At 64.4% G+C, this 18,129-nt stretch carries 17 protein-coding genes and 1 pseudogene; 13 read left to right on the top strand and 5 right to left on the bottom strand.

The genetic code is table 11. The features are described from left to right. From KLP40_RS21725 to KLP40_RS21585, 4 genes and pseudogenes are all read left to right on the top strand, one after another. Positions 1–121: pseudogene (locus tag KLP40_RS21725) on the top strand (IS701 family transposase); the annotation flags it as partial. Positions 122–157: 36 nt separating this feature from the next. Next, positions 158–1,099, top strand: a complete 942-nt coding sequence (locus KLP40_RS18555) for an NAD(P)-dependent oxidoreductase (protein ID WP_215595328.1) — start codon at positions 158–160, stop codon at positions 1,097–1,099. Between the two features lie 358 nt (positions 1,100–1,457). Continuing rightward, positions 1,458–1,931, top strand: a complete 474-nt coding sequence (gene greA, locus KLP40_RS18550) for a transcription elongation factor GreA (protein ID WP_215595327.1) — start codon at positions 1,458–1,460, stop codon at positions 1,929–1,931. Positions 1,932–2,223: 292 nt separating this feature from the next. Then, entirely contained in the window at positions 2,224–3,132 is a 909-nt protein-coding gene (locus tag KLP40_RS21585; RefSeq protein WP_215595326.1) for a nuclease A inhibitor family protein, read from the top strand. Positions 3,133–3,273: 141 nt separating this feature from the next. Here KLP40_RS21585 and KLP40_RS18540 read toward each other — a convergent pair whose 3' ends face one another. The 3 genes from KLP40_RS18540 to KLP40_RS18530 form a co-directional block, all read right to left on the bottom strand. Then, positions 3,274–4,359, bottom strand: a complete 1,086-nt coding sequence (locus tag KLP40_RS18540; RefSeq protein WP_215595325.1) for an AI-2E family transporter — start codon at positions 4,357–4,359, stop codon at positions 3,274–3,276. Positions 4,360–4,483: 124 nt separating this feature from the next. Next, complete coding sequence (locus KLP40_RS18535; RefSeq protein WP_215595324.1) at positions 4,484–5,644, bottom strand: MFS transporter; 1,161 nt, start codon at positions 5,642–5,644, stop codon at positions 4,484–4,486. A gap of 343 nt (positions 5,645–5,987) precedes the next feature. Further along, positions 5,988–7,454, bottom strand: a complete 1,467-nt coding sequence (locus tag KLP40_RS18530; protein WP_246559010.1) for a DNA/RNA non-specific endonuclease — start codon at positions 7,452–7,454, stop codon at positions 5,988–5,990. A gap of 319 nt (positions 7,455–7,773) precedes the next feature. Between KLP40_RS18530 and KLP40_RS18525 the strand changes: the two genes are divergently transcribed. After that, positions 7,774–8,241 (top strand): hypothetical protein, encoded by a 468-nt coding sequence (locus tag KLP40_RS18525; RefSeq protein ID WP_215595323.1) that lies wholly within the window; start codon positions 7,774–7,776, stop codon positions 8,239–8,241. A gap of 336 nt (positions 8,242–8,577) precedes the next feature. On the opposite strand, the gene KLP40_RS18520 is transcribed toward KLP40_RS18525, so the two are convergent. Continuing rightward, complete coding sequence (locus tag KLP40_RS18520) at positions 8,578–9,054, bottom strand: hypothetical protein (protein WP_215595322.1); 477 nt, start codon at positions 9,052–9,054, stop codon at positions 8,578–8,580. Between the two features lie 283 nt (positions 9,055–9,337). Between KLP40_RS18520 and KLP40_RS18515 the strand changes: the two genes are divergently transcribed. The 3 genes from KLP40_RS18515 to KLP40_RS18505 all read left to right on the top strand — a co-directional run bounded on the left by KLP40_RS18515 (position 9,338) and on the right by KLP40_RS18505 (position 12,442). Then, positions 9,338–11,125 (top strand): DUF885 domain-containing protein, encoded by a 1,788-nt coding sequence (locus KLP40_RS18515; protein ID WP_215595321.1) that lies wholly within the window; start codon positions 9,338–9,340, stop codon positions 11,123–11,125. A gap of 138 nt (positions 11,126–11,263) precedes the next feature. Beyond that, positions 11,264–11,602 carry a thioredoxin family protein gene (locus KLP40_RS18510; protein ID WP_215595320.1) on the top strand — a complete coding sequence of 113 codons (339 nt, stop codon included), beginning with the start codon at positions 11,264–11,266 and terminating at the stop codon, positions 11,600–11,602. Positions 11,603–11,677: 75 nt separating this feature from the next. Further along, positions 11,678–12,442, top strand: a complete 765-nt coding sequence (locus KLP40_RS18505) for a YdcF family protein (RefSeq protein ID WP_215595319.1) — start codon at positions 11,678–11,680, stop codon at positions 12,440–12,442. Positions 12,443–12,722: 280 nt separating this feature from the next. Here the strand turns inward: KLP40_RS18505 and KLP40_RS18500 are convergent, their stop codons facing one another. Continuing rightward, a complete protein-coding gene (locus KLP40_RS18500; protein WP_215595318.1) occupies positions 12,723–14,087 on the bottom strand; it encodes an NAD-dependent succinate-semialdehyde dehydrogenase in 1,365 nt (454 codons plus the stop codon). A 318-nt stretch (positions 14,088–14,405) separates the two neighbouring features. On the opposite strand from KLP40_RS18500, the gene KLP40_RS18495 reads away from it, so the two are divergent. From KLP40_RS18495 to arsS, 5 genes are all read left to right on the top strand, one after another. After that, positions 14,406–14,963, top strand: a complete 558-nt coding sequence (locus tag KLP40_RS18495; RefSeq protein WP_317196795.1) for an RNA polymerase sigma factor — start codon at positions 14,406–14,408, stop codon at positions 14,961–14,963. Positions 14,964–14,965: 2 nt separating this feature from the next. Beyond that, entirely contained in the window at positions 14,966–15,865 is a 900-nt protein-coding gene (locus tag KLP40_RS18490) for an anti-sigma factor (RefSeq protein ID WP_215595316.1), read from the top strand. Between the two features lie 130 nt (positions 15,866–15,995). Further along, the gene (locus KLP40_RS18485; RefSeq protein ID WP_215595315.1) at positions 15,996–16,541 is read left to right on the top strand and encodes a heme NO-binding domain-containing protein; all 546 of its coding nucleotides are present in this window, start codon (positions 15,996–15,998) and stop codon (positions 16,539–16,541) included. 61 nt (positions 16,542–16,602) lie between these two features. Further along, positions 16,603–16,935 carry an arsenosugar biosynthesis-associated peroxidase-like protein gene (locus KLP40_RS18480; protein ID WP_215595314.1) on the top strand — a complete coding sequence of 111 codons (333 nt, stop codon included), beginning with the start codon at positions 16,603–16,605 and terminating at the stop codon, positions 16,933–16,935. Between the two features lie 134 nt (positions 16,936–17,069). Beyond that, the gene (gene arsS / locus KLP40_RS18475; RefSeq protein WP_215595330.1) at positions 17,070–18,119 is read left to right on the top strand and encodes an arsenosugar biosynthesis radical SAM (seleno)protein ArsS; all 1,050 of its coding nucleotides are present in this window, start codon (positions 17,070–17,072) and stop codon (positions 18,117–18,119) included. The last annotated feature ends 10 nt before the right edge of the window (positions 18,120–18,129 follow it).

Below are 18,129 nucleotides of genomic sequence, written 5' to 3'. Positions count from 1 at the left end.
CTGGGCCCGCCTCAAGCACCTGGCCTACCAAGCCAACACCACCGTCTACCAACTCAAGCAAGGACTGCTCGACGACTACCTGCGCCGCGAGCTGGCTCAGCCCACACTCCGGTTTGCGTAAGTCCTAAACTTTTAACTCTCCATTTTCAATTCAAAAATGTCCCTCTGCCTCGTCATCGACGACATGCACCCCAGCCTGCCGGCATACCTGGAGCCGCTGGGCCTGACGCTGCACTACCGGCCTGATTTGACGGCGGCCGACGTGCCCGCCGCGCTGGCCGCCCACCCCTACGAGGGGCTGGTGGTGCGCTCCAAGCTGCGCGTGACGCGGGAACTGCTCCGCCACGGCCCGCACCTGCGCTACGTCTGCCGGGCCGGCGCCGGGGTCGATAACATTGACGAAGCGGCCCTGGCCGAAGCGGGCGTGACTTTGCTCAACGCCCCCGAGGGTAACCGCGACGCGGTGGGCGAGTACGCGGTGGGTTTGCTGCTGGCCCTGTTCCGGCATATTCCGCGGGCCGATGCCGAAGTGCGGGCCGGGCAGTGGCACCGCGAGGCCAACCGGGGCGAGGAAATCGGGGGCAAAACTATCGGGCTGCTGGGCTACGGGCACATGGGGCGGGCCTTTGCCCGCCGCCTGAGCGCCTTCGGGTGCACCGTGCTGGTCCACGACCACGACCCCACCGTGCTACCCGATGACTACGCCACCCTCGTGTCCCTGGCCGAGTTGCAGGCCCGCTCCGAGGTGCTGAGCCTGCATATTCCCTACTCGGCGGCCAACCACCATGTCGTGAGCGAAGAGTTCCTGGCCGGCTTCGCGAATTCCATCTGGCTACTGAACACGGCCCGGGGCGAAGTGCTCGACCACGCCGCCCTGGTGGCGCGGCTGCAAACCGGCCAGGTGCGCGGCGCGGCCCTCGACGTGCTCGAAAACGAGAAGCTCACCACCCTCACGGCCGAGCAGCAGGCCCGCTTCAATTATCTGCGCGCGGCCCCCAACGTGGTGCTTGCGCCCCATATCGGGGGCTGGAGCTTCCAGAGCTACGAGCGCATCAACGCCGTGCTGGCCCGCAAGCTGGCGGCGTTTCTGGGGCGCTGAATCGGGGAATAAGTGAGCTGGTGAATGAGTGAACTGCGCTGTCGTTATGAGGCGCAGCGGAAGTAATCCGTCTCTTACGAAGTATCCATCTGCGGCTGCTCCAAAGGCCTTATTCCTCCTGCTGACGTCAGGAGCTGACTGTTTACTCAGGGCTTTTAACTGCGTGCCGGACGAATTGCTTCGGCCTTCGGCCTCGCCATAACAGCACGCATTCGCCGAGTCGCTCATTCACACATTCACTCATTCCCCCATTCAGCGTTTTCCCGCCGCGTTTCGTATATTTGCCTAAACCTACCAGGGGAGAACGGCCAGCGACGCTGGCCGTTCTCCTTGTTTTTTGAGCTTACATCACCTTCCCATGTCTACCATCAACTACTATACCCCCGAAGGCCTTCAGAAGCTGAAAGATGAGCTTCAGGACCTCAAAATCCGGGGCCGGGCCAAGGCCGCCGAGGACCTGCGCGAAGCCCGGGACAAGGGCGACCTGAGCGAAAACGCGGAGTACGATGCCGCCAAGGAAGCCCAGGGTCTGCTGGAGCTGAAAATCTCGAAGCTCGAAGAAATAGTGGGCAACGCCCGCCTGCTCGACGAGTCGAACCTGGACCTGACCAAGGTACTCATCATGAGCAAGGTGAAGCTCAAGAACCTCAAGAACAACATGGTGCTCGACTACACCCTTGTGGCCGAGGAAGAAGCCAATCTGGCCGCCGGTAAAATCTCGGTGAAGTCGCCTATCGGCAAAGGCCTGCTGGGCAAATCGGCCGGCGACACGGCCGAAATCACGGTGCCCGCCGGCAAGCTCCAGTTCCAGATCCTGGAAATCAGCCGCTAGCGGTGAGGTGGTGAGATGGTGAGATGGTGAGTTTGACGGTTGGGCGGCGTTAGTAGCGCTAATAGAACCTTTGAAACATCAAACTCACTATTGCACCATCTCCCTATCTCATCATATTCAAAAAGGGCGAAGCTATGGCTTCGCCCTTTTTGCGTTTAGCCCCGTATTTTGGGCAGCCAGCAGCCTCGTCCGGCGCATGTGCCGCCGTACCGTATCGGCCGGCTGCGCCATTAGGTCCAGTTGAACGTCAAACTCACCATCTCACCATCTCACCATTTCACCACCTCCCCGCATGCCCTCCATTTTCTCCCGCATTGTTTCGGGTGAGCTGCCCGCTCACAAGGTTGCCGAAGACGAGCACCACCTAGCCTTTCTCGATATTACGCCGCTGGTGGAAGGGCACACGCTCGTAATTCCGAAGCGCGAAGTCGATTACATCTTCGATTTGCCCCCGAGCGAGCTGGCGGCTTTGCACCAGTTTGCCCAGCGCGTGGCCCGGGGTGTGAAGGCGGCCGTACCCTGCAAGCGGGTGGGCGTGGCCGTTATCGGCCTCGAAGTGCCCCACGCCCACATCCACCTGATTCCGATGAACCACGTGGCCGACATGAACTTCGCCAACCCCAAGATCAAGGTGGATGAGCGGCGCATGAACGAGCTGGCCGCCGCCATCGGGGCCCAGGTGCCCACCGTGGTGCCCGGCACACCCGCTCTGCCCGCTGACCCCCGCGACACCAAAGGCGGCCGCGAAACAGTGGAAGCCTCCGAACCCGAGGTGAAAGCCGCCCATGCCCCGCAGGGGGAGGCTGCCGCTGATCCGGCCCTGGCGCCCCTCCGCGAGCTGACCAAAGGCCTGCAGTTCATCAGCGAATCGGAGGCAGCGCTGGAGCCGGTGCGCTTCGCGGCTCCGGCCGGTGGCCTCACCGACGACGCCCTCGGCCAGCTGGCCGGCGTGCCGGCCGGCACCGCCGTGGAAAAGCAGGAGCTGACCTACTTCCTGCGCAACCACACCGCCGATCAGGGCGTGCTCGGCGACCCGGCCCTGGCCAACCGCTACAAGAGCCTGCAGATGTACCTCAAGCAGGAACTGAGCGGCACCCAGGTCTACCGCTTCGGCACCGGCCCGCAGGTGCCGGTGCTGGTGCTGGGCGAGGGCGAAGGCGGCCAGCTGCTCGGCTTCAAAACCGTGCTCACCGAAACCTAAGCCCCAACTCGTTACCCTATAAAGTAGCCCGCTTCGGTTCCGGAGCGGGCTTTTTGCTGAAGCCTTGTGCCGGCCGCTGCTCCTGCTGCATCCTATTCGCTGCCCACTACCCTGCACGTTGCCAACGGAGCGCCGGTCTGACTAAACCGGCGGCAGCGGGGGCGGGGTCAGGGCTTCCTCTATGGAAACGTTCGGCTCCCGCTGGGTGCGGCGGCGGATGCGGTTTTCGCGCTCGAACACCGTGATCAGGACGATGAAGTAGGAGAGCAGCAACGGACCCATCACCAAGCCCAGAATGCCGAAGATTTCCACCCCCAGCACCACTCCGGCCAGGGTGATGAGCGGGTGAATGTCGCCCATGCGGCGGGCCAGCACAATGCGCAGCAGGTTATCGATGTTGATGATGACCAGGGTGCCCACCAGCAGAATGCCCACGCCTTCGCCGGTATGGCCCTGGGTGAGCTTGAGAATGGCGGCCGGCCCCCACACCAGCGGGGTGCCCAGCACCGGAATAAAGGCCGTGAAAAAGGAAAGCGTGCCCCAGAACAGCGCATCCGACACTCCGAAAATCTGGAGGGTGAGGGCGGTGAGCAACGCCTGCACCAACGCAATCAGGGCCTGGCCGAGCACGTTGGCATTCACCGTGTTGCGCAGCGAGTCGCCCAGCTCGCGCAGGGTGTTGCTGCGGAAGGGCAGGTAGCGGCGCAGACCCCGCAGAAACGCTTCTTCCTCCATGTACATGAAGTAAAGCGTGAACAGCATCAGACCGATGATGACCGTGAAGTGCAGCAGCCCGCTGGCCAGGGACGGAATGCGCGTGCTCAGCCAGCTCACCACCTGCTGCACCAGGCCGCGCACGTTGGCCTCGGTGGTGAACTGGTAGCCGGTTTTCTGCTCGATGGTATGTAGCACCACCATAATCTGGCTCGTGTCCTGGGCGTAGAGGCGGATGCGGTTGACGAGCATAAACACCAGGGCCGTGAAGGGCAGAATAATCACCACGAAGGCAAACAGCAGCAGCCCGGCCGTGACCAGCTGCCGGCGCCAGCCCCGGCGGTGCACCAGGGCCGTAAACCAGGGCCGCAGCACCACATACAGCACGCCCGCCCCCAGAAACGCCGTGATGTAGCTGCCCAGCCCCACCAGAATCAGCACCGAGAGGCCGACCAGACACAGAATCAGCAGCACGTACTGCTGGCGGGGCGTGTAGATGTTCTCGGACGGCATAGGGAACTGGGGTGAGAGAGTTTGCAAGTTAGAAAGTTGAGAAGTTAGAAAGTCAGCCGGGGAAGTAGGGAAGCCCGGCAACTTTCTAACTTCTCAACTTTCTAACTTGCAAACTTTCTGACTTCTACACTCTCCTGCCCAGCGCGGCCACGGCCAGGCCCATGAGGGCAATCAGGCTGAAGGACACGCGCAGGCTGGTGGCCCCGGCCACCAGCCCGATCAGGGGCGGCCCCAGCAGGAAGCCGGCAAAGCCCACCGTGGTAACGGCCGCCAGCGCCACCCCCGCCGCCATGGTGGTAGACTTGCCCGCCGCCCCGTACACCAGCGGCACCACCGCCGACACGCCCAGACCCACCAGCATGAAGCCCACCGTAGCCGGCACCACGCCCGGCCACACCACGGCCACCAGCAGCCCGGCCGCTTCCAGCAATCCGCTCAGCACCAGGGTGCGCCGCCGCCCAAACCGGTCGGTAAACCAGTCGGCCACGAAGCGGCCGGCCGCCATCATGGCCATGAAGGCCGCGAAGCCCAGGCCCACGAAGGCCGGCCCGGCCTGCACCACCTTGCGGAAATACACCCCGCTCCAGTCGAACATGGTGCCTTCGCAGAGCAGGGAGCAAAAAGCCAGCACCCCCAGCAGCAGCAGGGATTTATCGGGCAGCACGAAGATGGGCGCGTCGGTGGGACGGGGCGCATCCTGGGGCAGCAGGAAGGGGCGGGCGGCCAGCAGCCCCAGCAGCACGCCTCCCGAAACCAGCAGGAAGTGGGGCAGCGGGGCCACGCCCCGGGCAATCATGAACGTGCCCAGAGCTGCCCCCGCGAAGCCCGCCAGACTCCAGATACCGTGGAAGCTGGCCATAATCGACTGCCCGTAGAGGCCCTCCACGCCCACGGCCTGGGTGTTGATGCTGATGTTGGCCATGTTGCTGGCCAGGCCGAACAGCACCAGCGCCCCCAGCAGCTGGGGCACCGTACCGGCCAGCCCCAGCAGCGGCAACCCCAGCGCGTAGAGCACCACCCCCAGCAGGCTCAGGCGCCGGCTCCCGAAGCGGGCCACCAGCCAGCCCGTGAGCGGCAGCGACGCCAGGGAGCCCACCGGCACGGCCAGCAGCACCCCGCCCAGCTCCGCCTCCGACAGCCCCAGCTGGTGCTGCACCGTGGGGATGCGCGCCGCCCAGCTCGAAAAGCACAGCCCCTGCAGCAGGAAGGTGGCCGCCACCGCCCGCCGGTAGGTGCGGCGCTGAAACGGGAGGGCAGCAGGAGAGGGGAGAGGTGGCAGCAGCATAATCCGGCGAAGTAACCCGTCAAAAAAAGACCCATCCGGCCCGGCGCGCGCCGGACTGAACGGGTGGGAAATAAGCGGCCGCGCCCCGATGCGAAGCGCCGGCCCCAGCAAAGGTACGCGCCGGAATCGGGGAATGAGAAAAGGCCCTGTCATCCTGACGAAGAAAGGGCCTTATCCCAGCGGACGGAAACGGGCTTCCCGTAACCTAGGCTTGCTATAACAATGGCTCGGCCCAGCGAGATAAGGTCCTTCCTTCGTCAGGATGACAGATCTTTCCCTAACAACCAACAACCAACAACCAACAACCAACAACCAACAACCAACAACCAACAACCAACCACCCCTACCGAACCGGGCCGGTATCGACCCGGGCTTCGAGCGTTTCCTGGGCCGACAGGGGCAGGGCCGAGAGCAGGTCGAGGCCGGTGGCGGTTTCCAGGGCGTCGATGCTGACGCGGTAGCGGCTCCAGTCGGGGCTGACCTGCTGGTCGTTGGGCGTATCGACGGCGATGATGCGGGCCTGGCCGGCGGCAATGCGGCGCAGGTCGTCGGTGCCTTCGGGCAGGATTACAAGCACTTTCCAGATGCGGGCCGGCACCGTCACGCGGCCCGCGTCGATGGTCGTTTTGAAGCCCGCCGTGCCGGTGCCGCCCTGGCCGTAGCTACCCATGATGACGTAGAGTTCCTTTCCCTGCCGCACCTGGCCGCGGCCCCACTCTTCCAGGCCGCTCCAGGTACGCTGGTTGTTGTTGCCGGCCTGCGGAATCATGTTCGTCATCAGGAAGGTGGCCGAGTTGTCGTCGAGGGTGAGGCTGCGGTCGGCCGAGGGGCAGTTGTGGCCCCTGTCGAAGCCCGAGCCGGAATAGGAGCGGGTCGTGACCTGATAGAAGGGGCGGGGCAGGGCCGGGTCGGGCCGGAAATCGTCCTGGCGCGGGGCCTTGCCCAGCCAGGCCGCGCCCAGGTGCCAGCTCACCCAGGTGGGCGTGCCCCGGCGGGCACTGTAGCCCACCGCGTATTGGGGCCGCGTGAGCAGGTAGTTATTCGGGGAGTTCACCGACGCCGTGGCCCCGCTGGGATTGCCCAGGGCGAGGTTCGGGTCTTGTTGGGAGCCTGGGGTTTTGGGGGCTTGGGAGCTTGGATTTTTAGTGTTCTGGCTCGGGGAGGTGCCCGGCCGGCCCGATGCCTGAGCCGGAAAAGCCGGGGCGCGGCCAGCTACGGCGGTGCGGGCAGCCGTTTCCAGCACCACGTCATCTACATTGAGGCGGGCGGAGCCGGCGTCGGTTTTACGGATTTCCAGGCGCAGCGGGCCGGGGCTGCCCCCCTCAAAAGTGGTCACCACCAGGCGCGGTCCCTGGGTACGTACGGGCGCCCCGATGCGGCGGTAGGTGCGGCCTCCGTCGAGGCTGCCCCACAGTTCCCAGGTGCTGGCCGCGTCCTGGCCGTAGGCGGCGCTGGTTACGCGGATGCGCTGCACCCCGGCGGGAGCATCGAAGTTCATGGTGAGGCGGCCCCCGGCCCGCAGGCGGGCGGCGCGGGTCCCGTTCTTGTGGTCCTGGTCGGAGCTGCCAATGAGGGCTTCCGTGAAGCGCCAGGAGCCCGAGCCCAGGGTTTCATCGGCGGCAGCGTAGCTGCCTTTTTCGGCCTGCTCAAAGGTTTCGGGAAAAGCGCCCGCCGCCTGCACGGGGGCGGTTTCGGCGGGGGTAACCGGAATGGCGGGCGGGCCGGAAGGCGCGGCGGGCCGGGTGGTTTCGGGAGCCGACTGGGAACAGGCCAGCAGCAGCAGCAGCAGGAGCGGAACGAATCGGAGCATGGAGCCAAGATAGGAGAGTTGGAAAAAAAAAGCGCCGGGCTACCATCATCATTGTCGTGTATGGTCCCCCACTTGTCATCTTTGCGTGCTGCCTCTGCCTTTCCTTGCCGGTTGTCTGTTTATTACGGCCGGATTCCGGGTAATCGTCTGGCGGTGCCTGCCCGGCGCGGGTTTGGGCAGCCGACCGCGGCCAGCCAGGCAGGCACTGCGTGAAAAGCCGGTTGCAGATAAGCCTGATCCGCGGCCTTTGGCGCAGAGTTGGCTGGTTTTTTGTGCGGTCCCCGCTACCTATATCCTTCCACTTTTACCTTTCAACCCTATGCGTGTTGTTTTCCTGCTGACCCTGCTGCTGCTGCTGAAGCTCCCGGCCCTGGCCCAGAACGCCGGACTGCGCCCCAAGCCCGTCAGCCTCGATAATACCCTGGTGCTGACGCTGCCCGACGAAGGGCAGGCCCTCTGGCAGCGGGCCGGGCAGCTACTGGCCCAGCGCGGCTACGCTATTCGCTACGCCAGTCCCGAGCTGCTCACGCTCAGCACCGAAGTAATAGCCGCCCGCAGCGGTCCGTCGCTCGGTATTACGCTCACGGTAGTCGGCCACGAGCTGCAGCTGCGGGGCTACATCGATTATACCAACATCCATGGGACTCAATTATCTCAAAGTAACTCGTTGATGCTGATTGACTATGAGGAGGGCAATGGGCGCCGCGCCCGGCAGTGGCAGGAGCTGGAAGATGTGGCCCGGCTGCTGGGTGGTACGCGCCAGTACACGCGCGTGGGCATCGATTAACCGCCCGGCAGCAGGCGCCGGCTTCCAAACTGCTACCCAACTGGTGTTCCGAACACCAATTCCGGAGAAGACGAACACCTTTTTCCTGTTCCGGACACCACGCGCGGGGTAAAATGGCCCGTTGTGGTACCAAAAAAGCCCGCCGCCGGACCGGATTGGCGCGACGGCGGGCTTTTTCAGGAGAAAAAGCAGGTAAAATGGCCCGGCACCGGACCTCTTTGGGTCGGCGCCGGGCCATTTTCAGTGGATGAGGTACCACCCGGGGCGGCAACCGGGCCGCAGTGGGTGGTAGGCGGGCCGCAGCGGGTAGTGGTCGGGCCGGTTTACCCCGGTAAGCTAGCTTTTTGCCGCGGCGGCGGCCTGCGCCGAGCGGCCGGGGAAGCGCTGCTTGAGGTCGTCGTAGGCGGTTTGCGCGCCCGGCTGGCGGTGGTGGGCCATGAACTTGATGTTGTTGTAAATGGTGAGGGCATTGCCATAGGCTTCGGAGCCGGCCACCATCATGGTGGAGTCGAGCAGCTCGGTGAGCTGGGCCAGCTGCTGATAGAGGGGCGTAAGCTGGGCCAGGCCGGTGAGGTCGCGCTTCATCTCGTCGAGGCTCACGAACGAGGGCACGAAGGCGGGCGAGGTGGTGGCGTACTCGGCGGTCTTCTGCACGAAGGCCACGGTTTTATCGGCCATGCGGAGCATGGTGCGGCGCTCCTCGGGCGTGAGCGGGTGCAGGTAAGCCTCGAGGGCGGTGCGCAGGGCCTCAATGGCCTGCTGGGCCTGCTGAATAGCGGCAGCCGGGATGTCGGCCGAAAACTGGTTAGGCATACAAAATGGGCTAAAAGGTGAAAGGGAAACCACGTAGCAATAGGTAGGGGGCGGGCGGAGCGCAGTGCGTCAGGAAAGATGCAAAAAGGCCGGAAAATCCGCAAGCCCCCGCCGCCGGTGTTCTGTCCCGCCGGTCCGGGGCGGCGGCCGGGTAGGGGCGGGCAGCCCGTAACGGGCCGCGACGGGGCGCGCGGGCTGCCACCCGGCCGCCCCGGGCGGGCACGCAACCCGGGGGGCGGGCCTTTGTCCTTGGCTGAGTACCTTGCCCGCCTAATTTCCCCCTATGCTCCACCGCTACCTGCTTCCTGCCGCCGCCTGCGTGGCCGGTCTACTCTCCCTCGCGGCCTGTGATTCGGGCTCCAAGCCCACGTCCGGCACGCCCGAAACCCTCGATGCCGACTTCGACGCCTATAAGCAGCGCTTTATCGACTCGCTCTGGTACTACAACCCCGAGTGGGCCAGCGGGGCCGGCTACCACCGCTACGACTCGGTGCTGGTAGTGCCCTCCGCGGGCCGCCGCCAGACCGAAGCCGCGGCCCGGGCCCGCCGCCGCAAGGAAATGCAGACCTACCCGGTGGCCGACCTCTCGGTGAACAACCAGACCGACTACCGGCTCATGCAGAACTACCTGGCCTCGGCTGATTTCTACGCCGACAGCCTGCGCGACTGGCAGTGGAACCCGGCCAATTACAACGTGGGCGGGGCGGTGGCCGAAATCCTGAACGGCCGCTACCACCCCCTCGACCGACGCCTGCGCGCCATCAGCCACAAGCTCATTCAGGTGGCTGATTACTACGAGGCCGCCAAGCAGAATCTGGAGCGTCCCACCCGGGAGCACACCAACCTGGCCATTCGCCAGAACCAGGGCGGGCTGGCCGTGTTCGGGCCGGCCCTGCTGGACTCAGTGGCCAAATCGGGCCTGACGGCGGCCGAGAAGCAGGACCTCCAGGGGCGCATTGCCACCACCCGCCTGACGATGGAAAGCTACATCCGGTTTCTGCAGCAGGAGGTGCTGCCGGCCGGCAACTTCCGCTCCTTCCGCATCGGGCCGGCGTTGTTTAACCGCAAGTTCGCCCTCGATATTCAGAGCCGCTACTCCGCCGATGAGGTGTACCGCAAGGCCCTGGCCCACAAGCAGGAGCTGCTGCGCGACATGAAAGTGCGGGCCGCCCGGCTCTACCCGAAGTACGTCCCGAACAAACCCCGCCCCGCCGACTCGCTGGCCGTGGTAAGCGCCGTTATCGAGGCCCTGTCGGCCCGGCACGCCACGCCGGCCGGGTTCGTGGGGGCCGTGCGCGAGCAGATGCCCACGCTCGTGCGCTGGGTGGATGACCATCAGCTCCTGACCCAGGACCCCACCAAGCCCCTGGTGGTGCGCGAAACCCCGCTCTACATGCGCGGCAGCGGGGCCGGAGCCAGCGTATCGGCCCCCGGGCCCTACGACAAGGGGGCCGACACTTACTACAACGTGGAGCCCCTCGACGGGCAGCCGGCGGCCCAGGCCGAAAGCTACCTGCGCGAGTACAACACCTACACGCTCCAGATTCTGAACATCCACGAGGCCATTCCGGGCCACTACACCCAGCTGGTGTACGCCAACCGCAGCCCCTCGCTCATTAAGTCCATCCTCGGCAACGGGGCCATGATTGAAGGCTGGGCCGTGTACGCCGAGCGCATGATGCTGGAAAGCGGCTACGGGGGCAACACCGATGAAATGTGGCTCATGTGGGACAAGTGGAACATGCGCGTGACGCTGAACGCCATCCTCGACCACCAGGTGCAGGCCGGCAACCTCACCGAGGACGAGGCCGTGCGCCTGCTGCGCCAGGATGGGTTCCAGCAGGAGGCCGAGGCCCGCAACAAGTGGCTGCGCGCCACCCTGAGCCAGGTGCAGCTCAGCTCCTACTTCACCGGCTACACCGAAATCTACGACCTGCGTCAGGCGCTCCGGCAGCAGCAGGGCCAAGCCTTCGACCTGAAAGCCTTCCACGAGCAGTTTCTGAGCTACGGCAGCGCCCCGGTCAAGTACATCGGCCAGATGATGCTGCCCGCCGCGGCCCCCGCCCGCTAAGTTCCGCCCTGGCGGCGGCTACCGGCCCTGTGGCCCCGAACTATTTCGCCCCGCGGAATTTTTCGGGGCCGTTTGGTTGTCTGGGGGGCATTGGATTTTCCGCCGCCCTGGCGCGTGCTTCCCCCGTACATTTGCCGCATGAAAGTTATTGACACGAACGATGAGGGTCTGCGCACCCTGATTCACGACTACCCGCGGGTGCTGGCCAAGTTCACGTCGGAAAACTGCCCGGTCTGCGACCTGCTGGCCCCGCCCTTCGAGCAGTACTCTCTGGATCCGGCCTACCAGAACACGCTTTTCCTGCGCCTCGACGTGGACGAGAACCCGGTGGCCCGCAAGATGATGGATACCCAGGTCGCCCCGTTCTTCGTGGCCTACTGCCGGGGCCGCCTCACCGAGTGCGACACGCTGCGCACCGAGGAAGGGGTGGAGCAGATGCTGCGTAACCTGCAAACCTGCGCCAGCGTGGCCGGGTAGCAGGCCGGCGGCGGCTTAAAGGCTGTAATGTGGCCGCAAAACGGCGTCAGGAAATCCGGGCGTAGTTTTGCGGCCATGTTTTTTATCCTCTCCAAGATTCTGGATTTCCTGTTGTCGCCGGTGGTGTGGCTGGTGGCGCTGGGGCTGCTGGTGCGCCCCCGGCACTGGCGGCGGCGGTTGCGCTGGGCGGCGCTGGGGCTGCTGCTGCTGCTCACCAACCCGGCCCTGGTAAACGAGGCCCTGCTGGCCTGGGAGCGTCCTCCGGTGCGGCTTAGCCAGCTGCCCGCCTCTGCCGACGCGGGCATTCTGCTCACCGGCATTACCAAAACCCGTAAGTCGCCCCACGACCGGGTATACGTGCAGCAAAGCGCCGACCGGCTCCTGCACACGCTCTGGCTTTACCGGGCCGGCCGCATCCGCCGCATCATCGTCTCGGGCGGCTCGGGGGCCTTGGAACCGCTGCCGGGGGCACGCTCCGAAGCCCGGGAACTGTACACCCTGCTGCGCCTGGCCGGCGTCCCCGATTCGGTGATTTTGTTGGAAGAGCGCAGCCGCAACACCCGCGAAAACGCCCGGTTCACCAACGAACTGCTGGCCCGCCACCCCGATATCCGCAGCACGGTGCTCATTACGTCGGCGTTTCACCTGCGCCGGGCCGAGGGCTGCTTCGCCAAAGTCGGGCTGCACCCGGTTCCGTTCCCGGCCGGTTTCTATTCCTCCGACCGTTCGGCTGCGCCCGCCTTCTGGCTGGTGCCCAGCGAGGAGCCGCTGCGCCTCTGGGGCATCCTGCTGCACGAAATGGCCGGCTACGCCATCTACAAAGTGCTGGGCTACTGCTAAAGGTGAAATGGTGAAATGGTGAGATGGTGAAATGGCGAGATGGTGAAATGGTGAGGTGGTGAAATGGTGAGATGGTGAAATGGTGAGGTGGTGAAATGGTGAGATGGTGAAATGGTGAGATGGTGAGTTGACGTTCGAAAGGTCCTGATGGCGCCATTTGCGCAACCAAGGTTCCTGAACGTCAACTCACCATTTCACCACCTCACCATTTCACCACCTCACCATTTCACCACCTCACCATTTCACCACCTCACCATTTCACCACCTCACCATTTCACCGCTAGGCTATCCAGACGGACTTCTGGTTGACGAACTCCCGGATGCCCAGGTAGGACAGCTCCCGGCCGTAGCCGGATTTCTTGATGCCGCCGAAGGGCATCTGGGGCGAGGACTTGACGAGGCTGTTCACGAACACGGCCCCGGCTTCCACGCGCCGGGCCAGGGCCTCGCCGCGCTTCACGTCCCGGGTCCAGACGGAGCCGCCCAGGCCGAAGCGGGAGTCGTTGGCCAGGCGCACAGCGTCGTCGGCGTCCCTGGCTTCGAGCACGATGGCCACGGGCCCGAAGAACTCCTCGGAGTAGGCGCGCTGGCCGGGCTTCACGTGGCTCAGAATCACGGGGCGAAACAGGGCGGTGCCGGGCTGGCTCTGGCCGCCGTAGAGCTCCACTTTAGCGCCCTGCTTCACGGAGTCCGCCACCTGCTCGGTCAGCTCGTCGGCCAGGTCGGGGCGGGCCAGGGGACCGTACTGGGTGGCCGGGTCGAGGGGGTCGCCGGGGCGCAGGGCCAGCAGGTGGGTTTTGAGCTGGGCGATGAACTCGCGCAGCACGGGCTTCTCCACAATGAAGCGCTTGGCGGCAATGCAGCTCTGGCCCGAGTTAATCATGCGGGCCTGGGCGGCGGTTTTGGCGGCCACTGCCAGGTCGGCGTCGGCCAGCACGATAAAGGCGTCGGAGCCGCCCAGTTCGAGCACCGTTTTCTTGATCTGGCGGCCGGCGGTGGCGGCCACGGCGGCCCCGGCGGGCTCGGAGCCGGTGAGCGTCACGGCCCGCACCCGGTCGTCTTCAATCAGCTTTTCCACCAGATCGGAACCGACGAGCAAAGTGCGGAAGGTGGCGGGCGGAAAGCCCGCGTCGTGGAAGATGGTTTCCAGGGCCAGGGCGCACTGGGGCACATTGGAGGCGTGTTTGAGCAGGCCCACGTTGCCGGCCATCAGGGCCGGGGCCGCGAAGCGTACTACCTGCCAGAAGGGGAAGTTCCAGGGCATTACGGCCAGCACTACGCCAATGGGCTCGTAGGCAATGAAGCTACTCTGGGCCTCGGTTTCGACCTTTTCGTCGGCCAGAAATTCGGCGGCGTGCTCGGCGTAGTAGTCGCAGCAGAGGGCGCACTTGAGGGCTTCGGCGCGGCCGTCGGCCAGGGGCTTGCCCATTTCCACGGCCATGAGGCGGGCCAGCTCGTCGGCCCGCTCGCGCAGCAGCTCCGCGGCCCGGCGCATCAGGCCGGCCCGGTGCCCGAACGACGTGGTGCGCCAGTCGGCGAAAGCGCGGTGGGCCTGGCCCAGAATCCGCTCGGTTTTGCTCCAGCTGAAGGCCCGGAAGCGGCGCTCGGTGCGACCGGTGTAGGGATTTACGGATTCGATGGCCATAACAGGGAGGTAGAGAGGAGGGTGGAAAGGAAATGGAAGAAAATTCCGCGGGTAAGCCGGCTAAACCGGCCCGGTGGACTTTAGTTGGGCGAATTTAGTTGGGCGAAGCGGGCCGGCCCGCCGGGGCCGGGCGCGGGCCCGGAGCGGAGCGGGGTGGGCCTGAAACTTCGCGCCCGGTCGGGGCGTAGCAGAAGCGAACCGGGCGCCAGGGCGTAATTTTTAGCCAACCCCGCGCCGAACTCACGGTTTATCGTGTACTTTCGTTTCATCCGCGGGACCGGCTATGCTACGCCGCCCTGCTTCTCTTAGTTGCTGCCCGTGTCTGCTTCTACCCCCGAGTCAGTTGCCCTCGAAACCGAAATCCAGCTCGTGCAGCGCCTGCGCGACCGGGACGAAGGGGCCATGACCATCTTCTACGACAAATACTCCGCGGCCCTCTACGGGGTGATTCTGCGCATCGTCAAAAAAGAGGAAACGGCCGAGGACGTGCTCCAGGAAGCCATGGTCAAAATCTGGCACTCCTTCCCCTCCTACGACGCCAGCAAAGGGCGCCTGTTTACGTGGGTGATGAATGTGAGCCGGAATTTGGCCATCGACAAAATCCGGTCCCGACAGTACCGCGTATCTAGTCGCACGCAGCCCATCGAAGAAAGTGCAGCGCTGCGCCAGGCCGCCGAACCCTCGTTCCGGCCCGAGCACATTGGCTTGCAGGAAATGACGCGCCAGCTGAATCCGGATCAGCGGCAAATCGTGGACCTGCTTTATTTCGGCGGATTTACGCAAAGCGAAGTGGCTGAAGAACTAAACCTCCCCCTGGGCACCGTCAAGACCCGTGCCCGGGCCGCAATCAAAGTCCTCTCTAAACTGATTCGGTAATCGTGGACATTCAGGAATACATCGAATCTGGCATCCTTGAAGAGTACGCTCTGGGCGTACTCGGCGAGGTCGAGCGCGCCGAAGTAGAGCGCATCGCACGGGAACACCCGGTCGTGGACCAGGAGTTGAAAGAAATTGTCAGCGGCCTCGACGCCTACGCCGAGGCCCACGCCGTAACCCCGCCCGCCGCCCTGCGGGAGCGGGTGCTGGCCGCCTGGGAGCAGTCCATTCGCCCCGGTCAGGCCCCGGCAAACCCCGCAGCTCCTGCCGAAACTCCGGTGGTAGCCCTGCCCCGCATGGTGGCCTCCTCCGCCCCGGAGCCCGCTGCCGCCGCTACCGCCGCCTCCGAGGCCGTGGTGCGGCAGATGCCGGTGCCCGGGTCCGGCCGCCGCTGGATGATTGCCGCCTCGGTGGCGCTGCTGGTGCTCAGCGGCCTGGGCAACTACCTGCTCTACAACCGCCTCAAGGAAACCGAAGCCAACCTGCAGGTGGCCCAGACCGAACAGTCGCGCTACGCGGCTACCCAGAAGGCGGCCCTCAACGAGCGGGACCAGCAGCTGGCCGTGCTCCGCAACGAAGCCTTCCAGCCCGTGGACCTGAAAGGCACGCCGAAAGCGCCCGAAGCTCTGGCCCGCGTGTACTACAACGCCCGCACCAAAGCCGTGTACGTGGACGTCCGGAACCTGCCCGCCCTGCCCGAAGGCAAGCAGTACCAGCTCTGGGCCCTCGATAACGGGAAGCCCGTGGATGCCGGCATGCTGGCTGATGCTACGGCCTCCGGCGACAGCATTCAGCAGATGAAAAACATTGCCAGCGCCCAGGCCTTTGCCATGACGGTGGAGGACATCGGCGGGGTAGAATCGCCCACCATGAGCACGCTCACGGTCATCGGCAACATATAAGTCAATTCAGAAGAGTAAAAGACTAAAAGCTGAAAATTGGGTTCTGATATTGCTGGCCTCTTCGTAGAGAAAAGGCGGCAATACCGGAACCCAATTTTTAATTCCTAGTCCTCCATCTTTTAGTTCTTCCATGCACGGCACCATCTTCACGCTGCTGAAGCGCTACGTCCAGACCCAGTACGACCACAGTACCTGGGTGCAGCTGCTGGAAAACGCCGGCCTCAGCGCTGCCGATTTCGACCATAAGAACGTGTACCCCGACGAGCACATGTATCGGCTGATCGGGGAAGCGGCTACCATGACGGGCCTTTCGGCGGATGAGCTCCATGAAAAGTTCGGCGAGTACCTGGTGCCCGACCTGATGTACATGTACCAGAAGCTGCTCCAGCCCGACTGGACCACCCTGGATATGCTCGAACACACGGAGGGGCGTATGCACAAGCAAGTGCGCCAGGAGCACGCCGGCAATACGCCGCCCGTGCTGAACGTGACCCGCATTTCGCCCGACGAGCTGTTCATCGACTACGTGTCGGCGCGGCGCATGGGCGCGCTGGCCGTGGGCATCGTGCGGGGCGTGGCCAAGTATTACGACGAGGCCGATACCATTGAGGTGGAGCCCACCACCAGTGAAAACGGGGAGCAGGTGCGCATCCGGGTGCGCCGGGTGCGGTGCTAAACTGCCCAAAAACCCGTTTCTTAGGCCTTCTCAACGCGTCTTACCCATATTCCCCTTTTCCATGAGCACGTACTATGATCCGGCTGACCTGGCCAAATTCGGTAATATCAGCCAGTGGCAGCCCGAAATGGGCAATAAGTTCTTCGCCTACTACGCCGAGGTATTCAAGGACGGCGCCCTGACCGAGCGCGAAAAGGCCCTGATTGCCCTGGCCGTGGCCCATGCCGTGCAGTGCCCCTACTGCATTGATGCCTACACCACCGACTCGCTCCAGAAAGGCGCCGACGAAGCCCAGATGATGGAAGCCGTGCACGTGGCCGCCGCCATCAAGGGCGGGGCTGCCCTGGTTCACGGCGTGCAGATGATGAACAAAGCCAAGGAACTGAGCATGTAAAAAAAATGTGGGTAGTGTGAGAAATGTGCTAAATGCGAAAAGCTGAGGCAGCGGTTTTGCATTAGGCCTTAATTCCCGCGCTGTTTTTTACATTTCCCACATTCTCCTCATTTCCCACATTCCGCACATTCATGATAAAATCCCTTCAGGCCCGCCAAGCCCCCTTGGCCGATACCGGTTACCAGCTTACGGTGCTCTCGGAAGCGGAGGCCGCCGGAGCCCGGCTGCCGGCTTTTGCCGGGAAGCTGCGCGAAACGGGCCTGTTTCCCCTGCGGCCCACCCGGCTCCAGATCATGCAGATCAATGTGGGCCGCATGTGCAACCAGGTCTGCAAGCACTGCCACGTGGATGCCGGCCCCGACCGCACCGAAATCATGACCCGCGAAACCATGCAGCTCTGCCTGGATGCGCTGGCCCAGACCGACATTGAGCTGGTGGACCTGACGGGCGGCGCGCCCGAAATGAACCCCGATTTCCGGTGGCTGGTGGAGCAGATTTCGGCCCTGGGCCGCCGCACCATCGTGCGCTGCAACCTCACCATCATCGTGGCCAACAAGAAGTACCACGACCTGCCGGAGTTCTTCGCCCGCCACCACGTGCAGGTGGTGTCGTCGTTGCCCCACTTTTCGGCCGGCCGCACCGATGCCCAGCGCGGCGACGGGGTGTTCGAGAAGTCGATCCGGGCCCTGAAAATGCTCAACGCCGTGGGCTACGGGCAGGAAGGCTCGGGCCTCTCGCTGGATCTGGTGTACAACCCCTCGGGGGCCTTCATGCCGGGTTCCCAGCAGAGCCTGGAGCGGGAGTTCAAGCAGCGCCTGGGCCGGGAACACGGCATCGTGTTCAACAACCTGCTCACCATTACCAACCTCCCTGTGAGCCGCTTCCTGGACTACCTGCTGGAAAGCGGCAACTACGAAAGCTACATGGAGAAGCTGGTAGCCGCTTACAACCCCGTAGCCGCCGAAAACGTGATGTGCCGCACCACGCTCAGCATCGGCTGGGACGGCCAGCTCTACGACTGCGACTTCAACCAGCAGCTCGATTTGCTGGTGGCCGGCACCGCCCCCAAGCACATCCGCGACTTCGACGAAGCCCTGCTCCAGAACCGCGCCATCGTGGTGAACCAGCACTGCTACGGCTGCACGGCCGGGGCGGGCTCCAGCTGCGGCGGCGCTACCACCTAACCTCATTCCT

It is taken from the genome of Hymenobacter piscis (assembly GCF_018760735.1).
In the GTDB taxonomy this organism is placed as follows: domain Bacteria; phylum Bacteroidota; class Bacteroidia; order Cytophagales; family Hymenobacteraceae; genus Hymenobacter; species Hymenobacter piscis.
Note: the sequence above shows the minus strand (reverse complement) of the source record. Positions and strands in the feature narration are given on the sequence as shown.